At 63.0% G+C, this 20,870-nt stretch carries 18 protein-coding genes; 6 read left to right on the top strand and 12 right to left on the bottom strand.

Annotation, left to right across the window (positions count from 1 at the left end):
• Window positions 1-169 precede the first annotated feature (169 nt).
• The 9 genes from AB1Z25_RS07280 to AB1Z25_RS07240 all read right to left on the bottom strand — a co-directional run bounded on the left by AB1Z25_RS07280 (window position 170) and on the right by AB1Z25_RS07240 (window position 9,122).
• The gene (locus tag AB1Z25_RS07280) at window positions 170-376 is read right to left on the bottom strand and encodes a hypothetical protein (protein WP_107799149.1); all 207 of its coding nucleotides are present in this window, start codon (window positions 374-376) and stop codon (window positions 170-172) included.
• A gap of 515 nt (window positions 377-891) precedes the next feature.
• Complete coding sequence (locus AB1Z25_RS07275) at window positions 892-1,605, bottom strand: 5'-methylthioadenosine/S-adenosylhomocysteine nucleosidase family protein (RefSeq protein ID WP_486636906.1); 714 nt, start codon at window positions 1,603-1,605, stop codon at window positions 892-894.
• A 276-nt stretch (window positions 1,606-1,881) separates the two neighbouring features.
• Window positions 1,882-2,265: a hypothetical protein gene (locus AB1Z25_RS07270; RefSeq protein WP_486636905.1), complete on the bottom strand. Its 384-nt coding sequence runs from the start codon at window positions 2,263-2,265 to the stop codon at window positions 1,882-1,884.
• Between the two features lie 396 nt (window positions 2,266-2,661).
• The gene (locus tag AB1Z25_RS07265; RefSeq protein WP_486636904.1) at window positions 2,662-3,219 is read right to left on the bottom strand and encodes a DUF1120 domain-containing protein; all 558 of its coding nucleotides are present in this window, start codon (window positions 3,217-3,219) and stop codon (window positions 2,662-2,664) included.
• A gap of 14 nt (window positions 3,220-3,233) precedes the next feature.
• Complete coding sequence (locus tag AB1Z25_RS07260; protein ID WP_486636903.1) at window positions 3,234-5,624, bottom strand: fimbria/pilus outer membrane usher protein; 2,391 nt, start codon at window positions 5,622-5,624, stop codon at window positions 3,234-3,236.
• Window positions 5,625-5,732: 108 nt separating this feature from the next.
• Window positions 5,733-6,443 (bottom strand): fimbria/pilus chaperone family protein, encoded by a 711-nt coding sequence (locus AB1Z25_RS07255; protein ID WP_486636902.1) that lies wholly within the window; start codon window positions 6,441-6,443, stop codon window positions 5,733-5,735.
• Window positions 6,444-6,574: 131 nt separating this feature from the next.
• The gene (locus AB1Z25_RS07250; protein ID WP_253315547.1) at window positions 6,575-7,255 is read right to left on the bottom strand and encodes a hypothetical protein; all 681 of its coding nucleotides are present in this window, start codon (window positions 7,253-7,255) and stop codon (window positions 6,575-6,577) included.
• 154 nt (window positions 7,256-7,409) lie between these two features.
• Window positions 7,410-8,225: an alpha/beta hydrolase gene (locus AB1Z25_RS07245; RefSeq protein WP_486636901.1), complete on the bottom strand. Its 816-nt coding sequence runs from the start codon at window positions 8,223-8,225 to the stop codon at window positions 7,410-7,412.
• Window positions 8,226-8,519: 294 nt separating this feature from the next.
• Window positions 8,520-9,122 carry a response regulator gene (locus AB1Z25_RS07240; protein WP_486636900.1) on the bottom strand — a complete coding sequence of 201 codons (603 nt, stop codon included), beginning with the start codon at window positions 9,120-9,122 and terminating at the stop codon, window positions 8,520-8,522.
• Between the two features lie 140 nt (window positions 9,123-9,262).
• Here AB1Z25_RS07240 and AB1Z25_RS07235 point away from each other — a divergent pair, with 140 nt between their 5' ends.
• The 6 genes from AB1Z25_RS07235 (at window position 9,263) to AB1Z25_RS07210 (ending at window position 15,389) form a co-directional block, all read left to right on the top strand.
• Window positions 9,263-12,199 carry a hybrid sensor histidine kinase/response regulator gene (locus AB1Z25_RS07235; RefSeq protein WP_486636899.1) on the top strand — a complete coding sequence of 979 codons (2,937 nt, stop codon included), beginning with the start codon at window positions 9,263-9,265 and terminating at the stop codon, window positions 12,197-12,199.
• 84 nt (window positions 12,200-12,283) lie between these two features.
• Window positions 12,284-12,613: a DHCW motif cupin fold protein gene (locus tag AB1Z25_RS07230; protein ID WP_048411883.1), complete on the top strand. Its 330-nt coding sequence runs from the start codon at window positions 12,284-12,286 to the stop codon at window positions 12,611-12,613.
• Between the two features lie 146 nt (window positions 12,614-12,759).
• Complete coding sequence (locus AB1Z25_RS07225; protein ID WP_486636898.1) at window positions 12,760-13,638, top strand: alpha/beta fold hydrolase; 879 nt, start codon at window positions 12,760-12,762, stop codon at window positions 13,636-13,638.
• Between the two features lie 45 nt (window positions 13,639-13,683).
• On the top strand, window positions 13,684-14,391 hold the full coding sequence (locus AB1Z25_RS07220) for an aspartate/glutamate racemase family protein (RefSeq protein WP_486636897.1): 708 nt from the start codon (window positions 13,684-13,686) through the stop codon (window positions 14,389-14,391).
• Between the two features lie 154 nt (window positions 14,392-14,545).
• Window positions 14,546-14,974 (top strand): TOBE domain-containing protein, encoded by a 429-nt coding sequence (locus AB1Z25_RS07215; protein WP_107799160.1) that lies wholly within the window; start codon window positions 14,546-14,548, stop codon window positions 14,972-14,974.
• Between the two features lie 7 nt (window positions 14,975-14,981).
• Complete coding sequence (locus AB1Z25_RS07210) at window positions 14,982-15,389, top strand: DUF1801 domain-containing protein (protein WP_486636896.1); 408 nt, start codon at window positions 14,982-14,984, stop codon at window positions 15,387-15,389.
• On the opposite strand, the gene AB1Z25_RS07205 is transcribed toward AB1Z25_RS07210, so the two are convergent.
• The 3 genes from AB1Z25_RS07205 to AB1Z25_RS07195 all read right to left on the bottom strand — a co-directional run bounded on the left by AB1Z25_RS07205 (window position 15,386) and on the right by AB1Z25_RS07195 (window position 20,863).
• Entirely contained in the window at window positions 15,386-16,147 is a 762-nt protein-coding gene (locus AB1Z25_RS07205) for a hypothetical protein (RefSeq protein WP_227103939.1), read from the bottom strand. The genes AB1Z25_RS07210 and AB1Z25_RS07205 overlap by 4 nt on opposite strands.
• Before the next feature lie 176 nt (window positions 16,148-16,323).
• A complete protein-coding gene (locus AB1Z25_RS07200; protein ID WP_486636895.1) occupies window positions 16,324-17,736 on the bottom strand; it encodes an efflux transporter outer membrane subunit in 1,413 nt (470 codons plus the stop codon).
• Window positions 17,729-20,863: an efflux RND transporter permease subunit gene (locus AB1Z25_RS07195; protein WP_486636894.1), complete on the bottom strand. Its 3,135-nt coding sequence runs from the start codon at window positions 20,861-20,863 to the stop codon at window positions 17,729-17,731. The genes AB1Z25_RS07200 and AB1Z25_RS07195 overlap by 8 nt, the downstream gene beginning before the upstream one ends.
• Window positions 20,864-20,870: the final 7 nt, after the last annotated feature.

The following is a 20,870-nucleotide window of genomic DNA, read 5'->3' as shown; positions in this document are numbered from 1 at the left end:
CGTTGACGCGGCGGGCATCTCTCCCCTGCGGTTTCTCCACCGACGCCCGGCTGCGGCGCGCCCCAAACTCATGATGTTGCGACATGACGATCTCCCGACTACATGCGATGGCTAAAGTGAACTCCTCGTGAAAATGTGAAATCCGCGCGCAGGCGCGGGCCGCCCTTGTTTAACGGGCGGCGTCCGGCTTCAAGCACGGCGCGGCGGCGGCCTCCGAATGGGCCGGCGCGGGCGGCGCGGTCTTGAGCGCCTCATCAGTTTCGATGTAAAGGGTTTGCAGGCGGGCGGCGCAATCGTCCAGCACCTCAAGCGAGAGGCGCGCCAACAATTGCAGATGGGACGGTTCGCTGCCGCTGCGCTTGGCTTGGATCGCCATGAGCGCGGAACGCAATACAGTGAAGCAATTCAAGGCCTGCGCGCAAGCAAACGCGGTTTGGGACAGCAAGTACTGGCGTTCTTGGCAAGTGGCCGGGGGTGGTTTGGCAAAAGCGGGGGAAAAATCAGAAGGAGTCATTGCAGTCTCCAAGTCAGCTTTGGAAGCCTGCTCGGATACGAGCAGGAGCGTGACAAGGTGGCAAGACCGGTTCTCCGTGATGTCGACCGGCAGCCCCGAGAGGCTCCCTGCCACGCCCTGCCCAGATGCAGATGCGTGGCAACAGACGTGCGGCGCCCGGGTGGACGCAACATGACTGCGATCACGGAGATTGATAGGCTTGCCTGCCTGGCGCGGCGTTATTTGGCGCAGCGCGAGGCAAAGAGTACTGAGACGGGGGCGGAGCGTCAAGCCGGAGACGGCCGCCCGGCCAGGCGGGAGATCAAACGGGGGAAATGAAGAAGCGGTTCAAAGCCCGGCAAGCCAAAGCGGGACTTTGAACAGCCTCTTGGCAAGCTTCAAATGGCGGACAGCAGCTTCAACACGGCGGCGGACAGCCGCTCCGCGCGCAACTCAATGCCATGCTCGGGCGTACCCGTATCGTGCCATCGGCTGTCAATGATATTGCTGACCGCCCGCAGCACCAGCACCGGCGTGGAGCCCAGCCGGCTGGCGGCGCGCATCACGCCGGAGGCTTCCATCTCAATCACGCCGCCTCCCAACTCCAACATCAAGGGAAAAAGGGAGGAAGGGACTGGGAACTGGTTGCTGCTGAAGATCAGCCCCGGCTTCACCCCAGGCAGCGCTGTCAGCTTCTCCAGCCAATAGCGGTCCACGTCCCATTCCGTCTCCAGCGGAGCATGGGTATTGCTGTTAAACAGACAGGATTCAAACAGCGTGCCTTTCAGGATCTTGTCGATGCCGTAAAGATCCATCTGCACGACTTTGCTGCCGGCGACGACATCGCCTATCTCCCAATGATCTCCCACTGCGCCTGAAGTCCCCAGCAACAAGACCAGATCGATATCCCGTTGCAGCAGCACGGCTTGGGTGGTCAAGGCGGCGTCTTCCGTGCCCACGCCGGTTTCGGCCAGATAGAGCTGGTGGAGCTTGTATTGAAGGCTGCGACAGGACAAAGCGCCGAGCATGGGCTCAGGCTCCCACGCGGCGGACAGCTGTTGCGACAGCCGGGCGGATTCGGCGGGAAAGGCCGACAATAGCAAGATATTCATGTTGTGCCCTAATTAAGAGCCCGTTCAAAGTCTCGCGAGCAAAAGCGAGACAAGGCGAAAATGAGCGAAAAAGCGGAATGTACTCGTGGTACATGAGTATTTTGAGCGGGTACTCACCGTGTCACGTCTCACGACGCGCGGCAGAGCGTAAACAGGTTCTGAGAGAGCCTATTGCGGATACGCCTGCGCCCCTGGAGCCAGGCCGTGAACAGCCTGCCGGCGCCGGCTTGCTCAAGACCGATTTCATCGGCTGATCTTGAGCCCGCAGACGCAAACCTACCAATGATCTCCGGAGGCTCCGGATAGCACGGTGTGCTGAGGGGACTTACGCGCTTCTGTCGGCAAGGCGTAAGCGCGCCATGGGGCATGCATGGATCTCAGAACATCCTGCTCGCACAAACCAGAAGCAAGCCGCAAGACAATGGTGGTCATTCCATTGTCCGCCTTGACCCCCTCCACCGAAAAAGCCGCGCTATGGGTGACAATGCCTTCAATATCGCCCTGGCTTAAGGTGATGTCGCTGACTTTATGATGGCCAATGCCGATGCTTAGCTGAATGTGCTGGTTCTCATGGGAAAACGCGTTGAGTAAAGAGTCGTCGACTGCGACCTGAAATGACTTCAGCATGATTTCTATACCTTTGCCTAAGAGCGTATTCATGACCTGGCCAGCAAGAGCGAGACAAGCCGAAATCACAACTGACATGCCTCACGGCCAGGAATAATGCTAGGCGCAACGCTACGCTTAATTTTTCCGGATTTTAATAGGACGGGTACTAAATTAAGGCAGCAAAGGATATTTCATATCGATACCGTTTTTGACAGCGTTCTCTTCTCGCCAGCAAGGCCCGGCAGACGCAAGGCGGGATTGGGAATCTGTTGGCGGCCCTACAGGCTTGAGACATCAGTGGGCGGAGAAAAAGTCAGGCTCAGCCCAAGCGCTTAATCGGTTCAGGCCCGCCCAAACAGGAACGACGCCTGGAGCGGCTAACAAACCCCTGAGGCTGCGTCGGCGGGTCTTGCCTCAGCCGTAACGCTGATTTTTATTAACCGCTCTTTAACGGTCGTCCCTCTCCAGCAACAGGCGCCCGCCGCTGCTCAAATGCTCCACATCGCGCGCGCGCAGCGCATCGGCCGTCACCTGGGCGTCCACCCAAATTTGCGCGGTAAACAGCTTGCCGCGCGCCGGCTTGCCGTCCGCCACCGCCCATATTTTATGTTCGGCGTCCACCGCCACCTCCGCCGCAGCCTGCTCCAGCGCCGCCTGTCCGGTACGCACGGCGGCCAGCAGCACCGGCTGGCCGTCCAATTGCGCCGCGCCCATGCTCATCCGGTAGTGGCCCTTGCCGTTCCACAAGGCCATACCCTTGGCGGCCGGCTCCGCCTCCAGCCGCAGCCGGATGGCGCTTGGCTGCTCGCATTGAACGCTCAGCGTCATCCGCCGCTTGCCCAAGGCCAACACCCCGGACTTGGCCCTCTTGAACTGGCCTTTGTTCAACACGCCGTAATCCAACTGCTCGCCGCTCAAGCGCATCACGCAGTTGTCGGCCAACACGGCCTGGCACAAGAGCAGGCCGGCCAGACCGGCCGTTGCCCGCTTAATCATCGACTTCATTCCTTGCTCCTCGCTCACGCTTCCGCCCGGCATACCGCGTTCAACTGCTCGTAAAACACCTGCTCGTCCGCCGTCTCCGGCAGCGCGAAATCCAGCTGGCAGCGGTTGCCGTTGGGCGTGGTCACGGTCAGAACTTGCCCCGGCTCGGCATTGTCCAGAAACACCTTGCCGCCCTCCACCACGGTGGTGACGAAACGGTTGTCCGCCGTCAGCACCGATCCGCCGGCGCTCAGCGGCTGGCCCAAGCTATCCTTGACCTCCAACAACACGCGGCGAGTCTGGAACACGTCGAACTCCACATGACGCACCGCGCCGCGGCTGACTTTCAACTCCTTGTAGCCGTTTTTCAGCTCCACCGTGCGCGGCAGGCTTTTCACATCCACTTCCAGCCGGCTGACATCGTAAGCCGTCAAGCTGGGGATCACCGCGCGGCCGCCGGCGTCGGTCCATACCGCGCCGCCCGGCGTGTTGACCCGTACCCCGGACACCTTGCCGGTGGACAACACGCCAAAGCTGTCCTGGATCTGCGCCGGGGAGGCGGTGACGCCGTCGCGGTGGAAGGCCAGACCGCCGCTCAGCCCGGCGGAAAAATGGCGGCCGGCGTAGTTCTGCCCCATGCCCAGCCGGGCGCTGGCGTAACGCGGCTGCACGTTGACATTGGCGCTCACCCCGGTGCCGCGGCGGCTCTGTTCCGCGCTCAACTGATAGCCCCAATACTCGTTGACGGTTTCGCTGACCGAGGTATTCAAGCTGGTGTCGCCGCCGCTGCTACGCACCGTGCTGTTGATGCGGCGTTTTTCCAGCGGCAGGCTGAAGTTCAGATACCAGGCTTGATAACGGCGGCCGTCAAAGGAGTTGCGGCCGTTCTCCACGTTCAGATTCAGCGACATCCGCTTGAAAGACTTGCCCCAGCTGCCCAGCCAGCGGCTGCTGACATGTCCGTCAAAGCTGCGGCTGGTGGAATAGGACAGCCGGAAGCTGCCGGCGCGCTGATGGCTCCAGCCCAGGGAGGCGGAATACTGGGCGCGGGGACGGCGCTTGCGCTCTTGGCCGGCTTGCTCTCGACCATAAGCCGTCGTCGCCTCGCCCAGATCGCGGTAGCCCTCGGATTGAAACGAGGCCGACAAGGAGGCGCTCATCGCCTCGCTCATCCGCGTGCTCATCGCCCAGTTGGATTGATGGCCGAACACGCCCTCTTCCCGCGCCATGGAGGCCACGCCGCGCGCGCTCAAGGTCGTGTCGACGCCCAGGCCGACATCCGCCCCCAGGCCCAGGGCCTGGTATTGCGGCGTGCCGAGCGCGCCCAGCCTCCCGTGCGCCCGTTGTCCCAGCGCCCAACTGCCGGAGCCGGTCAGCAGCAAAGGCTCTAGGCCATCGTCGGCATAGTCGCGCAAACGGCCCATGGCCAGCGAATAGCCCAGCGGCGCGGCCGTATCCAGCGCCAGGCTTGCCGCCGGCACCGTGAAGCGCCGCTCGCCGCCGTCGCTCTCCGCCACCGTCACTTCCAGATCGACATGGCGGTTGTTGAGGCGGATATGGTCAAAAGAGAAGGGCCCGGCTGGCACTTGCGCAACATGGATCAACACCCCCGCCTGCCGCACCTCCACCCGCGCCACGCTATTGGCGATGCCCTCCACCCGCGCGCCGGGGCCGCCCTGCTCCAGGCCGCTCTCCGGCGTCCACTGCGCGCCCAGCAACTGGCCGGCGGCAAACAGCGGGCTGTCGACATTGATCACACCCAACTGCAAACGCGCGCGCTGGGAGACGAAGGAGCGTTGGGCGTAAGCGCCCAAGTCGCTGAACTGCCCTTGTCCGTTATTGGAGTAGTAGAACTGGCGGCTGCGCACAATCCAGTCGCCAATATTGACGCCGGCCTCGGTGTCCAGCGACAAGCTGCGGCTGCCGCTGCCCAAGCCCTGATAGCTGCTCGCGCTGAGGTCGTAGTTCAGCATGCCGCCGACGCCGCCGCTTTCCAGCTGAATCTCTTCTTGCGGCTGCGGCAGGATGGCCGCGGTGGGCACCAACAGCGCCACTCGGTTCAGATTGGGGTTCAGTTGCACCTGGGTTTGCGGCCACGCACCGACAAAGTCGTAGCAGGCCGGCGCCACGGAGACGCCCTCCGCCTCATCCGGCGGTGGCCCTTGCAAGCGCGCCTGTTCCAACAAAGCCGGGCTGAAGCAAAGCTGGCCTTGCGCGTCGAACTCCGCCTCCACCTCGCCCAATGCCTCGCCATTGAGCGACAAACTCACTGGCTGACGCCCCTCGGCAAAACGCGGCTTGCCGCGGAAGTACTCGGCCAAGGCCGGGTCCAGACCGCGCGCGCGCAAAACATCGGCGTTGAACATCATGTCTTCAGCCGCCTCAGCGCCCAGCACCAGCGACGGCGTCGTGCCCAAGGCCAGCAACAGGGCCGCCGCCAGCGGCCGGCGTTTCCAGGGCCTCGCCGGCAGCTGAGTGCCCGTCCACGTCTCCCCACGCCCACAATAGGCAGGGAGCTCTTGCCAAACCGCCAATTAGCCGGCCTTGGCCGTCAACGGCGCGTCGTAGCTGTCCACGCTAAAGCCGTACAGAGTAGCCGGGTACAGCCTGACTGCCTCGACCTCGGTATCCGTAACCGGAAACGACAGCGTCTGCCCCGGCAACACATAGCTGCGCTCCAATTGCACCGCGGTGCCCTGCGGCTGGAGATTCACGACCTGAGCCATCCGGACCACATAAGGGCTGTCGTTAGCCAAGGTCAGTTGGCCGTCACTCAAAGACCACTTTAATAATTTCCATGGCTCGCGGTTTTCCGACAAGCCTTTTGGATGAATTACCAAAGGGAGATTTTGCCGTACTGCAATCGCCACTTGCGCTCGATCCGCTCTTGATTTTTGTGGTATCCCCTCAAAAATTACTCGCTTCAAACGCTGCGTTTTTAAGGGTTGTTTAAGCTGCAGCATAAAACGTACCTGCTGCCTCTCTCCAGCCTCAACCCGTGCCACCGGTGGCGTCAACATCACCAGCGGTTTCTCATCCCCATCCTCCGGCAGATTTTCAATCTTCGAGTACAGAAGCAATGGCCGCTCATCAGTGTTTTTCAACAATATGGCGCCAGCCGTGTCGGCTTCATTTAGCAACAAGATTGAGGTCTCTGGCTCCATACCCCCAGCCATACAATTAGCAGCAGCCACCAACATAACCATACACCCACCCACTGCTGCCTTTTCTCTCAACTTGTACATACACACACTCTCAAAAACAACACCCCGCACATAAATTTATGCAACCGGGGTGTCAAATTATTTCATGCAAAATATCTATTTTTCACAAACCAGACATTTGTGCATCAACCAATAAAATCACTCAAAAACCATTAAAGATAATGCAACTCCAATGTCACCATACCTTCGAACTCCGCCTTATCTTTTACCGCCAACTTCCTATCAATATAAATAGTAGGTTTCACCGCAGAATACCACTCCTTAAAGTCCACAGGAGTTGCTGAGGCATCACCTTTCGCTATAGGTGTATAATAATGCTCAGCGAAAACCTTGTCTGAAGTAGGCTCCAGCTTCCAAGAGCCGGCCTCATTGGTTTTAGACCTACCATAATTAACCGCAACCATCTCCTCACCGTCAGCCTTCACCTTATTATGAGCATCCGAAACAGTAAAATTGAAATACCCCACCTTAGCATCCCCAATAAAACCTAGACCAAATTTGTCTTCCTTCACTGTAACTTCGTCATGAACGGAGGCGGCATTACTATCCAAAAATTTAACAGACATCTGCTGCAAAGCATCGCACTTTACCTTAAAAGGCATAGGGCTACCAGTTTTCGCCCAAAACCCCTCGCCTCCTTGCAAGCTCTTTGAATCAATCACTCCAAAATCTTGAACCGAATCCCCAGAAAATTCCACGGCACAAGCCGCCGGCTCAATAGTGCCTTTTAAAACAAACTGCCCATGCGCCAATGGACCTTCAGACTTAGCCAGACCCGCACAAAAAATAGAGAAGGTAGCTGCCACACAAACCACACCTTTTGAATTCAACATAACAATCTCAATATAAAAACTAATAGGAGCAAATACTGTACTCCTCTAGTTCAAAACAAAACATCTGACCAGTACTAAACCAACAAAAACCATTCAACTTCACATAAAACACCACTGAAGCGCCCTATTCAAGACTCATAAGATTCAGCATTTTTTAAAAACCCTTAATTGCACCACCCCACGCAGCACTATCACGCCGATAACAAGCATCATGATCACCCCCTTGCATAAACAACTTGGCTTTAGGCTGAGGACTGAGCTGATATAGGCGTTCGCCCAACTCCATCGGCACCACCTCGTCGCCGGAGCAATGGATGAATAGTTTCGGCGCGGCAATGGCCGGCAGTTTGGAATAGGAGGAGAAGTTATGGCGGATCAGCGCGTCAAACGGCAGCCATGAGGCGGTATAGGATTTGGCGATGTCCGCGACGGACAAGAAGCCGCCGTCGATAATCACCCCGTCCACGCCCAGCGACACCGCCGCCATATCCATGGCGATGGCCCCGCCCAGCGAGTGGCCGTACACCAGGTGCTTGGACGCCTCCGGCGCCAGCTTCTTGAAGGCCTGCCAGGCCACCCTGGCATCGGTGTAGACCGAACGCTGCGAGGGCAGATACCAGGCGCCGTCGCCGTAGCCGCGGTAGTCGATCGCCATCACCGCCAGGCCCAGCCGGCGCAGGCTGAGGATTAAATCGACATCGGTGTGCAGCGTGCTGTCGTTGCCGTGCAAGAACAGCACCGCCGGCGCGGCGGGCGATTCGGCCGGCAACCACCATGCATGCACCAGGCCGCCGCCTTCCGTCTTGGCGACCGGCAACCAGGTTTCCTGGTAAGTCACCCCGTAATCTTGCGGGGTTTTGCCGGTTTGATACGAGGGGCTGAGGATGAAGTATCGCTGCGCCAGCTCCCATAAGCTCAGCGCCAGCAAAACGGCGGCCAACAAGGCCAGGATTTTTTTAAACGCGCCCATGCGCACACCAGACTTTGAAACGCCACCCGCCATCTACAGAGCACCCAGTTCAATATAAACGCCATGCTCGCCTGCTTGCCGTCTTTCAGGCCCAGGCGAAATCCAATCCGGCAGCTTAGCCATGCTCGGTGCAGGGGGATATTTGACCAGTACGAAATGCGCGCCGCGCGGCGGGGATCACACCTTAAAACGACTATACTGGCCGGCCTATGCCTTAGCAGACACGCAGGATGCGCGGGAACCCGCGGCGGGGAAGCGGCACCAAGAAAGGGCCGCCGGGAGAAAAGAAAGGTATCAGGGCTTGAACAGCAGCAGCAGGTCCGCGTCGCGCTCCGCGCCCAATTTACGCATGGCGCTGGCCTTCTGGGTGCTGATGGTTTGCTTGCTGCGCTTGAGCTTGGCCGCGATGTCGTTCACCGTCAGGCCGGCGACGAAGAGCCGCACCACTTCGGCTTCGCGCGCGGTCAAGGCGCGCTTGTCGGCGGGCTGGGCCAGGTGGTCGGCCTCCAGCAAACGCTCCACCGCCGGGGAGAAGTAGGCCGTTTTGGCCATGGCGCCGTACACCGCCGGCAATAGGTGCTCGATGGCGTCGGATTTGCTCAGGATGCAGTGAATGCCCAGGCTGCGCAGCGAGCGCACCACCAGGGCGTTGTCCATCATGGTGAGCACCACGATGCCCAGTTCCGGGTACAGACGGCGCAAGCGCTCGAACATGGCCGCGCCGTCGCCGGATTCACAGCCGGGCATGGAGTAATCGGACACCAGCACGTCGCAAGGCTGGCTGGCCAGCATGTCCCACAGAGCGGTGGCGCTATTGGCCTTGCCCGCCACGCGGATGGAGCGCTGCCCTTGCAAGGCGTGCTCCAAGCCGCTGAGCACCGAGGGATGATCATCCACTAAGAAGACTTTTATTTCCGCTGTCGCCATGTCGTTCACATGAAATTTAAACAATTGTTTTCAAGACATTCTATTTTTATAGCTAAGCAAATATCCTGAAAATCGTCAACCGCCCAGCCAAGCCCCCCGCCGGAAACCGCATGCGCAATTCAAACTCAAACTTCCCTCAAAGCCAGCCGCTCAGCCGCCTGCAGCGCATCCAGCGCATTACTTTGTTTGGCGGGGGCGTCGCCATTTCTCTGGCGCTGCTGGCTTTAACCTTGCTGACGCTCTGGCTGGCCGGCAAGGAAATGCTGGCGGACCGGCACCGGATGTTCGATGCGGAAAATACGACGCTGAAGGTACTGCTCAGAGGGCATGCGATCGATCTCCACCACCAGGTCAGCCAGGCCGAGACGGCATGGAAGGCGCTGCCCAAAGCCAGCCCGGCGCTGCAGCGCCAATTCACCGCGCAGAATGGGGAAGCCTGGCTGCAAGCCTCCCAGGCTCACCCTCCGATGCTGGCCTTGGGCAAGCTCTCCGCCCCCTACCCGGCCCCCCGTTTCGAGCCCTATCTGGCGCTGGCGGAACATGCCGCCAGCGCGATGTGCGGCGGCGATTGCGAGTTGAGAAAATCGGTAACCGTTTCTTTGTATAGCCCGGACCAGCGGTTTCTGGCGATTATCTCCCCCAGCTTCTCCTCTGCGGCGCCCGCCCAGCTAGGCAGCAAAGAAACGCTCTGGCAAAGGACTTTCACCAATATGCCCAATCCAACGGCCGCCAACGGCCAAGCCGGCCGTCAGCCGGCTTGGCTGGCCGCCGTCGCCGCGCCGCTGACCCGCCGGCCCGCCATCCGTCTGGCGCAGGCCGCCGTGGTGGACGGCGCGCCTGTCGCCGTGTTCGTCAGGGATATCCGCATCGATAACTTGCTGAATACCTGGCGGCCGGACATCAGCGATGAAACCACCTTGCTCGCCAGTCCTATGGGGCCGCTTCACATCAGTTTTGGCTGGCAAGCGCAGCAAGGCGTGAAGCTGATCGCAAGGCTCCGCGCCATGGACCTGCCCGTAATCAACGACGCGGTATCCGATATCCAGTACCGCGACGGCCTGTTCATCCTGCGCGCCCGTCTGCCCACCCCGGGCTGGGTTCATATTCAAGTCTTCCCATGGTATAGCCTGCTGAATGATTTGAGGCTGCCGCTGATCATTGATCTCAGCACGCTGCTGGTTGCCTTGACTTGCTTATGGACCTTCATTCTGTTGCTGGATCGCAAGATCTTCAAACCGGCTTTTTCCAACGCCCAGCGCATTTTTGAAAGCGAGAACCTGAACCGCATCATGGTGGACACCGCGCCCTCGGGCCTGACGCTGCTGTCCATCGCGGACGGCACGGTGCTGCTGGAAAACGAGGTGATGCGGCAATGGACGCGGATGGGTTCAATTGCCCGCTCGTCCCTGCACCTGCAGTTGCTGGACACCCACCAGACCGCGTCCCCGCTCGGCACCACGCCTTGCCACCGGGACATCCAGTTTGAGCTGGCGGACGGCAGCGCCATGGAGCTGCACAGCACCACCATGGCCACCCATTACCAGGGCATCCGGGTTCTGCTGTGCAATGTGGTGGACATTACCCCGCGCAAGGCGCTGGAGCGCCAGCTGGAAAGCGCGCGCCAAACGGCGGAGGCGGCCAGCCAGGCGAAATCTTCCTTTGTGGCCATGGTCAGCCATGAAATCCGCACCCCGCTGCACGCCATCGTCAGCAGCCTGGATTTGCTCGGCCGCGCCCAACTGGCCGCGCCGCAACAACAGCGCCTGGCGGTAGCCAATCATTCGTCCCAGGCCTTGCTGGCCATCATCAACGACATTCTGGACTTGTCCAAGGTGGAATCCGGGCTGATGAGCGTGGAGCGGATTCCCTTCGATCTGGCCGCGCTCGGCCGCGAAGCGGCGGCCAGCATGGAGCCGCTGGCCCGCGCCAAGGGCCTGGAATTCTCCTGCATGATAGACGCGCAATTGGCGCCGGCTTATCTGGGCGATCCCGGCCGCGTCCGGCAGATCATGCTGAATCTGCTGGGCAACGCGATCAAGTTCACGCTCAGCGGCGAGGTGTTGCTGGAGGTCTATCCGCAGGATGACGACCACGCGGATTCGCCGGTGCGCATCGGCGTGACGGACAGCGGCGTGGGCATCCCCGCCGAGTACCACGATCAGGTGTTCACTGAGTTTTCCCAGGCGGACGCCTCCATCACCCGCCGCTTCGGCGGCACCGGCCTGGGTCTGTCGCTCTGCAAGAAACTGGCGGAATTGCTGGCGGGCACAATTGAATTCACCTCCACTCCCGGGGTGGGCAGCACCTTTGTCGTGACCCTGCCCTTGCCGCCCTGCGCCGCCGCGCCGGCTGCCGAGCCGCCCGCCGTCGCGACCGGACCAGCCGCGCCGGCGGCCCGCATCCTGGTGGTGGACGACCACCCGGCGATCCGGGCGCTCATCCAGGACCAGCTCCGCGAGCTGGGCCATCAGGCGGACACCGCCGCCAACGGCGCCGCAGCGCTGGCGCTGGCCGCCCGTCAGGCCTACGCCCTGGTGCTGACCGATCTGAGCATGCCGGACATCAGCGGTTACAGCCTGGCCCGGGCGCTACGCGACAGCGGCTTCGCCGCCCCCATCGTCGCCATCACCGCGCAGGCCGGCAGCGCGGAACAGCCGCTCTGCGCTCAGGCCGGCATCGACGAGCTCATGCTCAAGCCCTTTACCCTGGAGGAGCTGGACCGCGTGATCCGCAAACGCCTGGCCTTGCGCCCCGCCGAAGACCGCCCGGCCGCCAGACCGCCCGCGCCCTTGTCCACCGCCCGGCGCGCCGAACTGCTGGACGCGCTGGATCATTCCCTGCGGCTGATGAGGCAAGCTTTGGAGCAGATGGACTCCGCCCCGCTGACGCAGCAGTTGCACGCCACCAAGGGGGCTTTCGCCATGGCCGGCTTGGCGCCGGTGGCGGAGCTGTGTACGGAAATCGAGCAAGCGGTGGCGGCCGGCCTGCGCGAAGAAACCGGCGCGCTGCTGGATCGGCTGGAGGCGCTGGCGCACGCGAGACTTTGAACAGGCTCTAAGACCGCTATCGCGGCCCGGGGACATCGGCGACAATGGCCAGGCGCTTAGACCCCCTACCCAAGAGGAGCCGCCATGAAAATATCCGATCTTCCATTCGGCATCAGCGATTGGTCCGCGCTGGAGCCCACCCAGCATGCCGGCGAAACCGGCTGCGCCTATTGGCGCACCCAGCGCTTCGGGGACATCCGCGTCCGCATGGTGGAATACACGCCGGGCTACCGCGCGGATCACTGGTGCGTCAAAGGCCACATTCTGCTGTGTCTGGAAGGGGTGCTGCACACCACGCTGGCGGACGGCCGCAGCTTCACCTTGACGCCCGGCCTCAGCTACCAGGTGGCCGACGACGCGGAACCGCATCTGTCCCATACCGAAACCGGCGCCAAGCTGTTCATCGTCGATTAAGGCCGGGCGCGCCGGCTCCCGCCCTTTTGCCGCACCCTCGGAACGGGCTTGCGGCAAGGGGAGGAAGCGCCGAACGCCATTTCCTTTGAAAAGATCACGCCACAAGCGCCTGCCGCGGCGGCTCGTCGGAACCGGGACATCCAGCAATGACAAACGAGGTGCTCATCCGGCTGCTCAGCCAAGATCAGGTCTCCCTGGCGCTGTGGAAGATCTCCAGCCCCGCCTCCCAGCCGCGTCATCTGTTCATGACGCACGGCACTTTTTCGGATAGGCGCATCTGCCTGGGCCTGGCGAGACATCTGGCGGAGCGGGGATTCACTTGCTGGATTCTTGAATGGCGCGGCCACGGAGACAGCCAGCGGGACCCGCCTCCTTTTAATTTTGAGACCGTCGCGCTGTTTGACGTGGCCGCGGCGCTGCGCTACCTGCTGGAAGAGGAAGGGATCGCCCGCCTCCACTGCGTGACCCACAGCGGAGGGGGATTGGCGCTGGCGATGTGCTTGTTGCGCCATCCTCATTTCAACCAAGTCATCGGGAAAATAGCGCTCTTCGCCTGCCAAGCAGGCTATGCCGCCCAGACGCCCTGGCGACGGCTGCGCCTTATCGGCATGAGGGAAGCCTGTCGCCTGACGGGCAGGCTGCCCGGGAAAAGGCTGGGAATCGGCGTTCAGGACGAGTCCTGGCACATGATGCGTCAATGGTTTGACTGGAACATCCACAGACGCTTCAATGGCGCAGACGGCTTTGATTATCTGCGGCGTTTACCGCAAATCTCAGCGCCCATCCTCGCGGTCTTTGCCGAAAACGACTCTCTCATTGCCCCGCCCTCCGCCTGCCGGCAGTTTCTGGCGGCCTTTAAAGGGCAAGAGAACCAGGCGCTATTCTGCTCGGTCGCGGCCGGGTTCAGCGCGGGCTACAACCATGCCAGGGTGATGCACTCCTCCTCCGCCAGCAAGGAGGTGTGGCCCTTGCTGCTGGACTGGCTGGAAAAACCCGAGGCCCGCGCGCTCGCCGCAGCGACTTGATCCCTCCCTCGCTCCATATCTTTTATAAACAGCTTAAGGAACGCCATGAGAACCCTCGGCCTGCTGGGCGGCATCAGCTGGGTATCGACGCTGGATTACTATCGCTATCTGAACGAAGGCGTCAACACGGCCCTGGGCGGCCTCAATTTTGCCGAGTGCGTCGTCTACTCGCTGAATTTCAACGATATCCAGCAGCGCGGCTGGGACGACTGGGAGCACACCTATGCGCTGCTGCTCAAAGGCTGCCTGCATTTAAAAGCCGCCGGGGCCGAGGCCATCGTGCTGTGCGCCAATACCGCGCACGTCGTGGCCGAGCGACTGGAAACGGCCGCGGACCTCCCCATCCTCCATATCGCCGCCGCCACGGCGCGGGAAGTCGCCAAGCAGCGGCTGCGGACCGTCGGCCTGCTCGGCACTCAATTCACCATGGAGCTGCCGTTTTTCCGGGACAAGATGCGGCAAAACGGCATTGAGACCTTGATCCCGGAGGCTCAGCACACCCGCGATTTCATTCAGCGCACCCTGCGCGACGAGCTGGGCCGCGGCGTGGCGTCGCCGGCCACCAAGGCCGCTTATCTGGAGGCGATCCAACAGTTGATAGCGCGCGGCGCCGAGGGCATCGTCTTCGGCTGCACCGAGCTTCCGCTGCTGTTGAGCCAGGCCGACGTGCCGGTGCCGGTGTTCGACACCACCCGGATTCATGTCGAAGCCGCGCTTGAGTTCGCGCTCACGGACGCCGCTGGCCGGCGATAGACGCCGAGCCGCGGCTGTTCTCGGTCTCGCGGACCCAGGCGAGACCTTGGACGAACCATAGGCCGAAATAGCTGCCAACGCGCCGCCCGCTTCCGCATATACTGTCCGCACATCGCCAATGACGCCCCCACCCATCCGACATCAAGGACCTCCGATGCTCACCAGCGCCCGTAATCAGTTCGCCGGCAAAGTCACCGCCATCCATCCCGGAGCGGTCAACGACGAGATCGACCTCACCCTGCCGGGCGGCGAGGTGATCACCGCCGTCATCACCCAGCGCAGCACCGCCAACCTGGGCCTGACCGTGGGCTGCGACGCGCTGGCCATCATCAAGGCCCCCTGGGTGATCCTGGCCAATCCCGAAGCCGGCATCAAGCTCTCCACCCGCAACCGCCTGGAAGGCCGGGTGTCCGCGCTGCGTCCAGGCGCGGTCAACGCCGAGGTCGAAATCCGTCTCAACGGCGGCGACGCCCTGGTGGCCATCGTCACCCAGGAGAGCGCGGACGACCTTGGCCTGGCCGTCGGCAAAGCCATCGTCGCCTTCTTCAAGGCCTCCCACGTGATTGTCGGCGTCCGGATCTGAGCCCGGCATGAAGCCCTCTTCCGCGGCCGAGCGCGCGCCGGCCTCCGCCCTGATAGACCGCAGAATCGCCGAACTCGGCGACTGGCGCGGCGCGGCCTTGGCGCGGAGGCGGCGGCTGATCCGGGAAGCCGCCCCGGACGTGATCGAAGAATGGAAATGGATGGGCACCCCGGTCTGGTCCTTGCGGGGCATCCTCTGCACCGGCGAGTCTTACACTTCCGTCGTCAAACTGACCTTCATCAAAGGCGCGGCGCTGCCGGACCCGGCCCAACTGTTCAACGCCAGCCTGGACGGCAAGGCCAGGCGGGCGATCGATATCCGCGAGGGCGAGGACGTGGACGCGGAGGCGTTCAAGGCGCTGATTCTGGCCGCCGTCGCGCTCAATGCCGGCGGCGGCAAAAGCAAGCCGGCCTAGAGCCTCGACCGCTCCGCGGCCGCGCGCCGCCTGTCTCGCAGATAACGCCACACGCCGTTCAGAATGGCCGTCGGCGACAGCTCGGCCATGGCCAGCAAGCCGTGGCCCTCATGGTAGTCCGGGTTGTGCTCGACAAAATAGCGGGCCGCCGGGCGCGGGTGCTGCAGCCAGAATTGCCGATCGGTCTGGCTGTCCCGGGTCAAAATGCCCAGCTTCACCACAAAGGGGCGCTCCGCCGCGGGCGCCGCCATGCCGAAACTGCCGCACAACTCCGCCGCCAGCCGCGCCAGCGGCTGCTCCATGCCCCGCTCCGGGCTGGGCCACATGCCGGCGGCGTACTTGTGCATCTGGATGAAGCTGGACGGATGGATCATCGCGCCCAGGAAATACATGGGCCGCCACGGGCTGCGCAGCCAGTAGCGCAACATGCAGCCGGCCAGGAAAGGCATATTGCTGTTGCGGCCGCGGTAGTCTTTGAGCAGCCCGGCCTGCCCGCGCAGAACCTTGACTTCGCGCCCCGCCGCGCGGCGCTGGAACAGGTGGACGGCGCAATAGCCCACCGCCTGACCGTGTTCGCCGCGATGCAGCAGGATGCTGCTGTGCTCGGACTCCGGCAACACCATCTTGCGGAAGGCCGCCCGGTCCATGCCGCTGAAAACGGCGTCGTGCACTTGATAGGCTTCATCCACCAGGCGCTCGCGCCCGGCCATGGTCAACAAGTGCGGATATAGGGTGTCTGAGTGAGTGATGGTGCCCATGGGTCCTCGCGCGGGGTGGGACGTCGAAACGCAGCGCATGGTAAGCAGCGGGTCCGGACATCACCACTGACAGATATGCCAATGTTGTTTTTAATTCACTCAAGACCGCCGGCCCGCGCCCAGGCCAAGCATGAAAAAACCCCGCCAAGGCGGGGTTTGTCTTTGCACATAGCGGATCAGGACTTGGCCGGGGCTTCCCAGCCGCCGCCCAGCGCCTTGTACAGGCCCACCACGGCATTCAGTTGGTCCAGCTTGGCGCTGACCAGGCCCAGCTCCGCCTGGAAGCTGTTGCGTTGCGCGTCCAGCACGTCCAGATAGCTGGCGTAGCCGTTGTCGTAACGCAGATTGGCCAGGCGCAGCGATTTGTTCAAGGCCTGGAACTGCGTGGTCTGCGCCGCCTGGATCTCCCGCGCCGCGCCGTAGCCGGACAGCGCGTCCAGCGCGTCCTTGAACGCGCTTTGCACCGTCTTCTGATACTGCGCCAGCGCCTGCTTCTGCCGCGCGCTGGCCGCGTCCACCGCGTAGCCGGTCTGGCCGAAGTTGAACACCGGCGCCGCCAGATTGCCGACAAAGCTCCAGGTCCGCGTCGGGCCGGTGAACAGGGTGTCCAGCGATAGGCTTTGCGAACCCAGCGCCCCGCTCAGGCTGATGCTGGGGAAGTAGGCCGCGCGCGCCACGCCGATGCGGGCGTTGGCGGCGACCAGTTGCTGCTCGCTGGCGGCGATGTCCGGCCGACGCTCCAGCAGGCTGGAGGACAGGCCGGCCGGCACTTCCGGCGGGGCGGACAGCGCGTCCAGGCTTTGGCCGCGCTGGATGCCGCCGGCCACCAGTTGCTTGGGGGAGTGGCCGAGCAGCACGCCCAGCGCGCTTTCGGTCTGCTCCAGCGCGCTGGCGATCTGCGGCACCTTGGCGCGGGCGGAGGCCGCCTCGGCCTCGGCCTGCTGCTGGTCCAGCTCCGAGATCAAGCCGCCCTTGAAGCGCTTGGTCTGCAGCTTCAGCGATTCCTCGCGGCTTTGCAGCGTGCGCTTGGCGATGTCCAGCTGGGCGTCGTAGGCGCGCAGCTGGAAATAGGTCTGCGCGGTTTGCGCGGCGATCGCCAGCTTCGAGCTGTCGCGGGCGAAGCGGCTGGCGGCAAAGTCGGCGCGGGCCGCTTCATTGCCGCGGCGCAGCTTGCCCCACAGGTCCAGTTCCCAAGACGCGGTGAGGTTGGCGTTGCGCACGTCGCTGACCAGCGGCGCGCCCGGCGTGCTTGTCGTGCTGGAAGCGCGGCCGCGTTGGTAGCCGGCGTTGGCGTTCAGCGCCGGCAGCAGCTGGGCGCGGGCGATGCCGGCCTGGGCGGCGGCTTCGTCAACGCGGGCGGAGGCGGCGGCCAGGTCCTGGTTGTGTTCCAGGGCTTGGGCGATCAACTGATCCAGCACCGGATCGTTGAACTGCTTCCACCAGTCCAGGGCGATGGCCGGGTTCTGGGCCGCAATGTGGACCTGTCCGCTGTCCGGCAGCTCCAGTTTGGGGCGGCTGTAGTCGGGGCCGACCGCGCAAGCGCTCAGCGCCAGCGCCGCCAATGAGGGCATCAGCGCGCGTTTAAACATTGTCGGCCTCCTCCGCCGCAGTCGGCGCTTTGCGCCGCTCCGACGCCTGCATGATCAAGCGGAAAAACAGCGGCACGAAGAAAGTGGCGATAAAGGTGGCGGCCAGCATGCCGCCCACCACCGGCGTGCCCAGTGCGCGGCGGCTGGCGGAGCCCGCGCCGCTGGAAATCACCAAGGGCACGCAACCCAGGATGAAGGCCAGCGAGGTCATCACGATGGGACGGAAGCGCAGCCGCGCCGCTTCCAGCGCGGCGTCCATCAGCGGCAGGCCCTGTTGGCGCTGCTGTACCGCGAACTCCACGATCAGGATGGCGTTCTTGGCGGCCAGGCCCACCAGGGTGACGACGCCGATCTGGAAATAGACGTTGTTGTCCTGATGGCCGATGACGGCGGCGAGCAAGGCGCCGAACAAGGCGAAGGGCACCGAGGTCACCACCGCCAGCGGCAGGCTCCAGCGCTCGTACTGCGCCGCCAGGATCAGGAAGACCATCAGGATGCCGAACAGGAAGGCGGTGGCGGCGGTGCCGCCGGCCAGTTTTTCCTGATAGGCGCTGCCGCTCCAAGCCAGCGCGTAATCGTTGCCCAACACTTGCCGGGTCACCTCTTCCAGCGCCTGGATGGCCTGGCCGGAGCTGACGCCGGGCGCGGGCTGGGCCAGGATTTTGGCGGCGTTGAAGATATTGAAGCGGTCCACCAGCTCCGGTCCGTAGCTGGATTTGACCTCCACCAGGCTGGACAGCGGCACCATCACGCCCTCGGCGGAGCGCACATAGATATTGGCGATGTCTTCCGGCCGCGCGCGGAAGTCCGCCTCGGACTGCAGCTGCACCTTGTAGGTACGGCCGAACTTGTTGAAGTCGTTGACGTAGAGCTGGCCGAAAGTGGCTTGCAGGGTGTCGAACACTTGGTTGATGTCCACGCCCAGCGCCTTGGTCTTTTCGCGGTCCAGGTCCAGATACTTCTGCGGCACATTGGCGCGGAAGGTGGTGGCCACGCTGGCGAACTCTGGCCGCTGCCGCGCCGCGGCCAGCAGTTTTTCCGCCGCCTGGCTGAGCTTTTGCGCGCCCTGGTCGCCGCGGTCCTGCAAATAGGCTTCCAGGCCGCCGGTAGTGGACATGCCGATGATGGGCGCCGGGTTGAAGGCGCTCATCACGCCGGCCTGCACGGTGCGGCCCAGGCGGTTGAACTCGGCGGCCACGGAGAAGGAATCCTCGCCCTTGGCCTTGCGCTGGCCCCAGTCCTTGAGGGTGACGAAGCTGGTGCCGCGGTTGGTCTGCTTGGAGCCGGACAGGATGTCGAAACCGGTGAAGGTGGTGACGCTTTCCACATTGGGATTGGCCATCATCAGCCGGTCGAATTCCGCCGTGACCTTGGCGGTGCGGGTGAGCGCGGCCGCGTCCGGCAAGGCGGTGTTGGCGAACAGCGTGCCCATGTCCTCATTGGGCACCAGCGAGCCGGGCACTTTCTGATACAGGCCGACGGTGGCGGCCAGAACGACGGCGATCAGGCCGAAGGCGACGCCGACACGGCGGTTGAGAAACAGCACGCCCAGCACGTAGCGGCCGGTCAGTCGTTCGAAAGCGCGGTTGAACCACTGGAAAAAGCGCGGCGGCTGGTGATGGCCGGGCTTGAGCAGCAAGGCGCACAAGGCCGGGGTCAGCGTCAGTGCGACAATGCCGGAAATGATCACCGACATGGCGATGGTGACGGCGAACTGCTTGTACATCACCCCGGTCATGCCGCCCATGAAGGCCACCGGCAGGAAGACCGCGCACAAGACCAGCACGATGGCCACCAGCGCGCCGGACACCTCGCCCATCGCCAGCACCGCGGCTTCCTTGGCGCCGCAGCGGCGTTCGCTCATGATGCGTTCTACGTTTTCCAGCACCACGATGGCGTCGTCCACCACGATGCCGATGGCCAGCACCATGCCGAACAGGGTCAACAGATTGATGGAAAAACCCAACAGCAGCATGCCGGCGAAGGTGCCGATCAGCGACACCGGCACCGCGATGCAGGGAATCAGCGTGGCGCGGAAATTCTGCAGGAACAAATACACCACCAGGAACACCAGCACGGTGGCCTCGACCAGGGTTTCCACCACGCCGTCGATGGAGACTTTGACGAATTTGGTGGTGTCGAAGGGAATGGTGTAGTCCACGCCGGCCGGGAAGCGGACCTTGAGCTCCTCCATCTTGGCGGCGATGGCGGCGGACACCTTGAGCGCGTTGGCGCTGGGTTGCAGATAGGTGGTGATGCCCACGCTGGGCTTGCCGTTGCGGGTGCCGATCACATCGTAGTCGTTGCCGCCCATCTCCACCCGCGCCACGTCCTTGACGCGGATCTTGGAGCCATCCGGCATCGAGCGCACGATGATGTTCTCAAACTCCTTGGGTTCGCTGAGCCGGCCCTTGGCGTTGACGGTGTAGGTGAAGCTGATGGGCGCGCTGGTGGGCTGGGCGCCGATCTTGCCGGCGGCGAACTGGGCGTTCTGCTCGCGCACCGCCTTGGCCACGTCGGACGGGGTCAGGCCCAGCTGGGCCATGCGGTCCGGCCGCAGCCACAGCCGCATCGCGTAGTCGGTGCCGCCCATCATCGCCACGTCGCCCACGCCGGGAATGCGCTTGAGCTCGTCCATCACATTGAGCAGGGCGAAATTGGACAGATAGTTGCGGTCGTACTGGCCGGTGGGCGAGCCGATGGAGATCACGCTGAGCACCGAGGTGGATTTCTTGCGCACGGTGACGCCCTGGCGCTGCACTTCGTCCGGCAGCTGTTTCATCGCCGCCTGCACCCGGTTGTTGACGTCGATGGTGGCCTGGTCCGGATCCGTGCCCACGGCGAAATAGACATTGAGGCTGAGCTGGCCGTTGGAGGCGGCGCTGGATTGCATGTAAAGCATGTTTTCCACGCCGTTGAGCTGCTGCTCCAAGGGCGCGGCCACGGTCTGGGCGATGGTTTCCGGCGTGGCGCCCGGATAGTTGGCCGACACCGACACCACGGCCGGAACGATCTGCGGGTACTGCTCCACCGGCAGCGCGCGCATCGCCGCCAGGCCGGCCAGCACGATGACGATGGACAGCACGCTGGCGAAAATGGGGCGGTTGATGAAGAAACGCGAGAACATGGCTAGC

It is taken from the genome of Chromobacterium sp. HL1, from assembly GCF_057418835.1.
The sequence above is the reverse complement of the archived record's forward strand: the minus strand, read 5'-3'. Positions and strand labels throughout refer to the sequence as shown.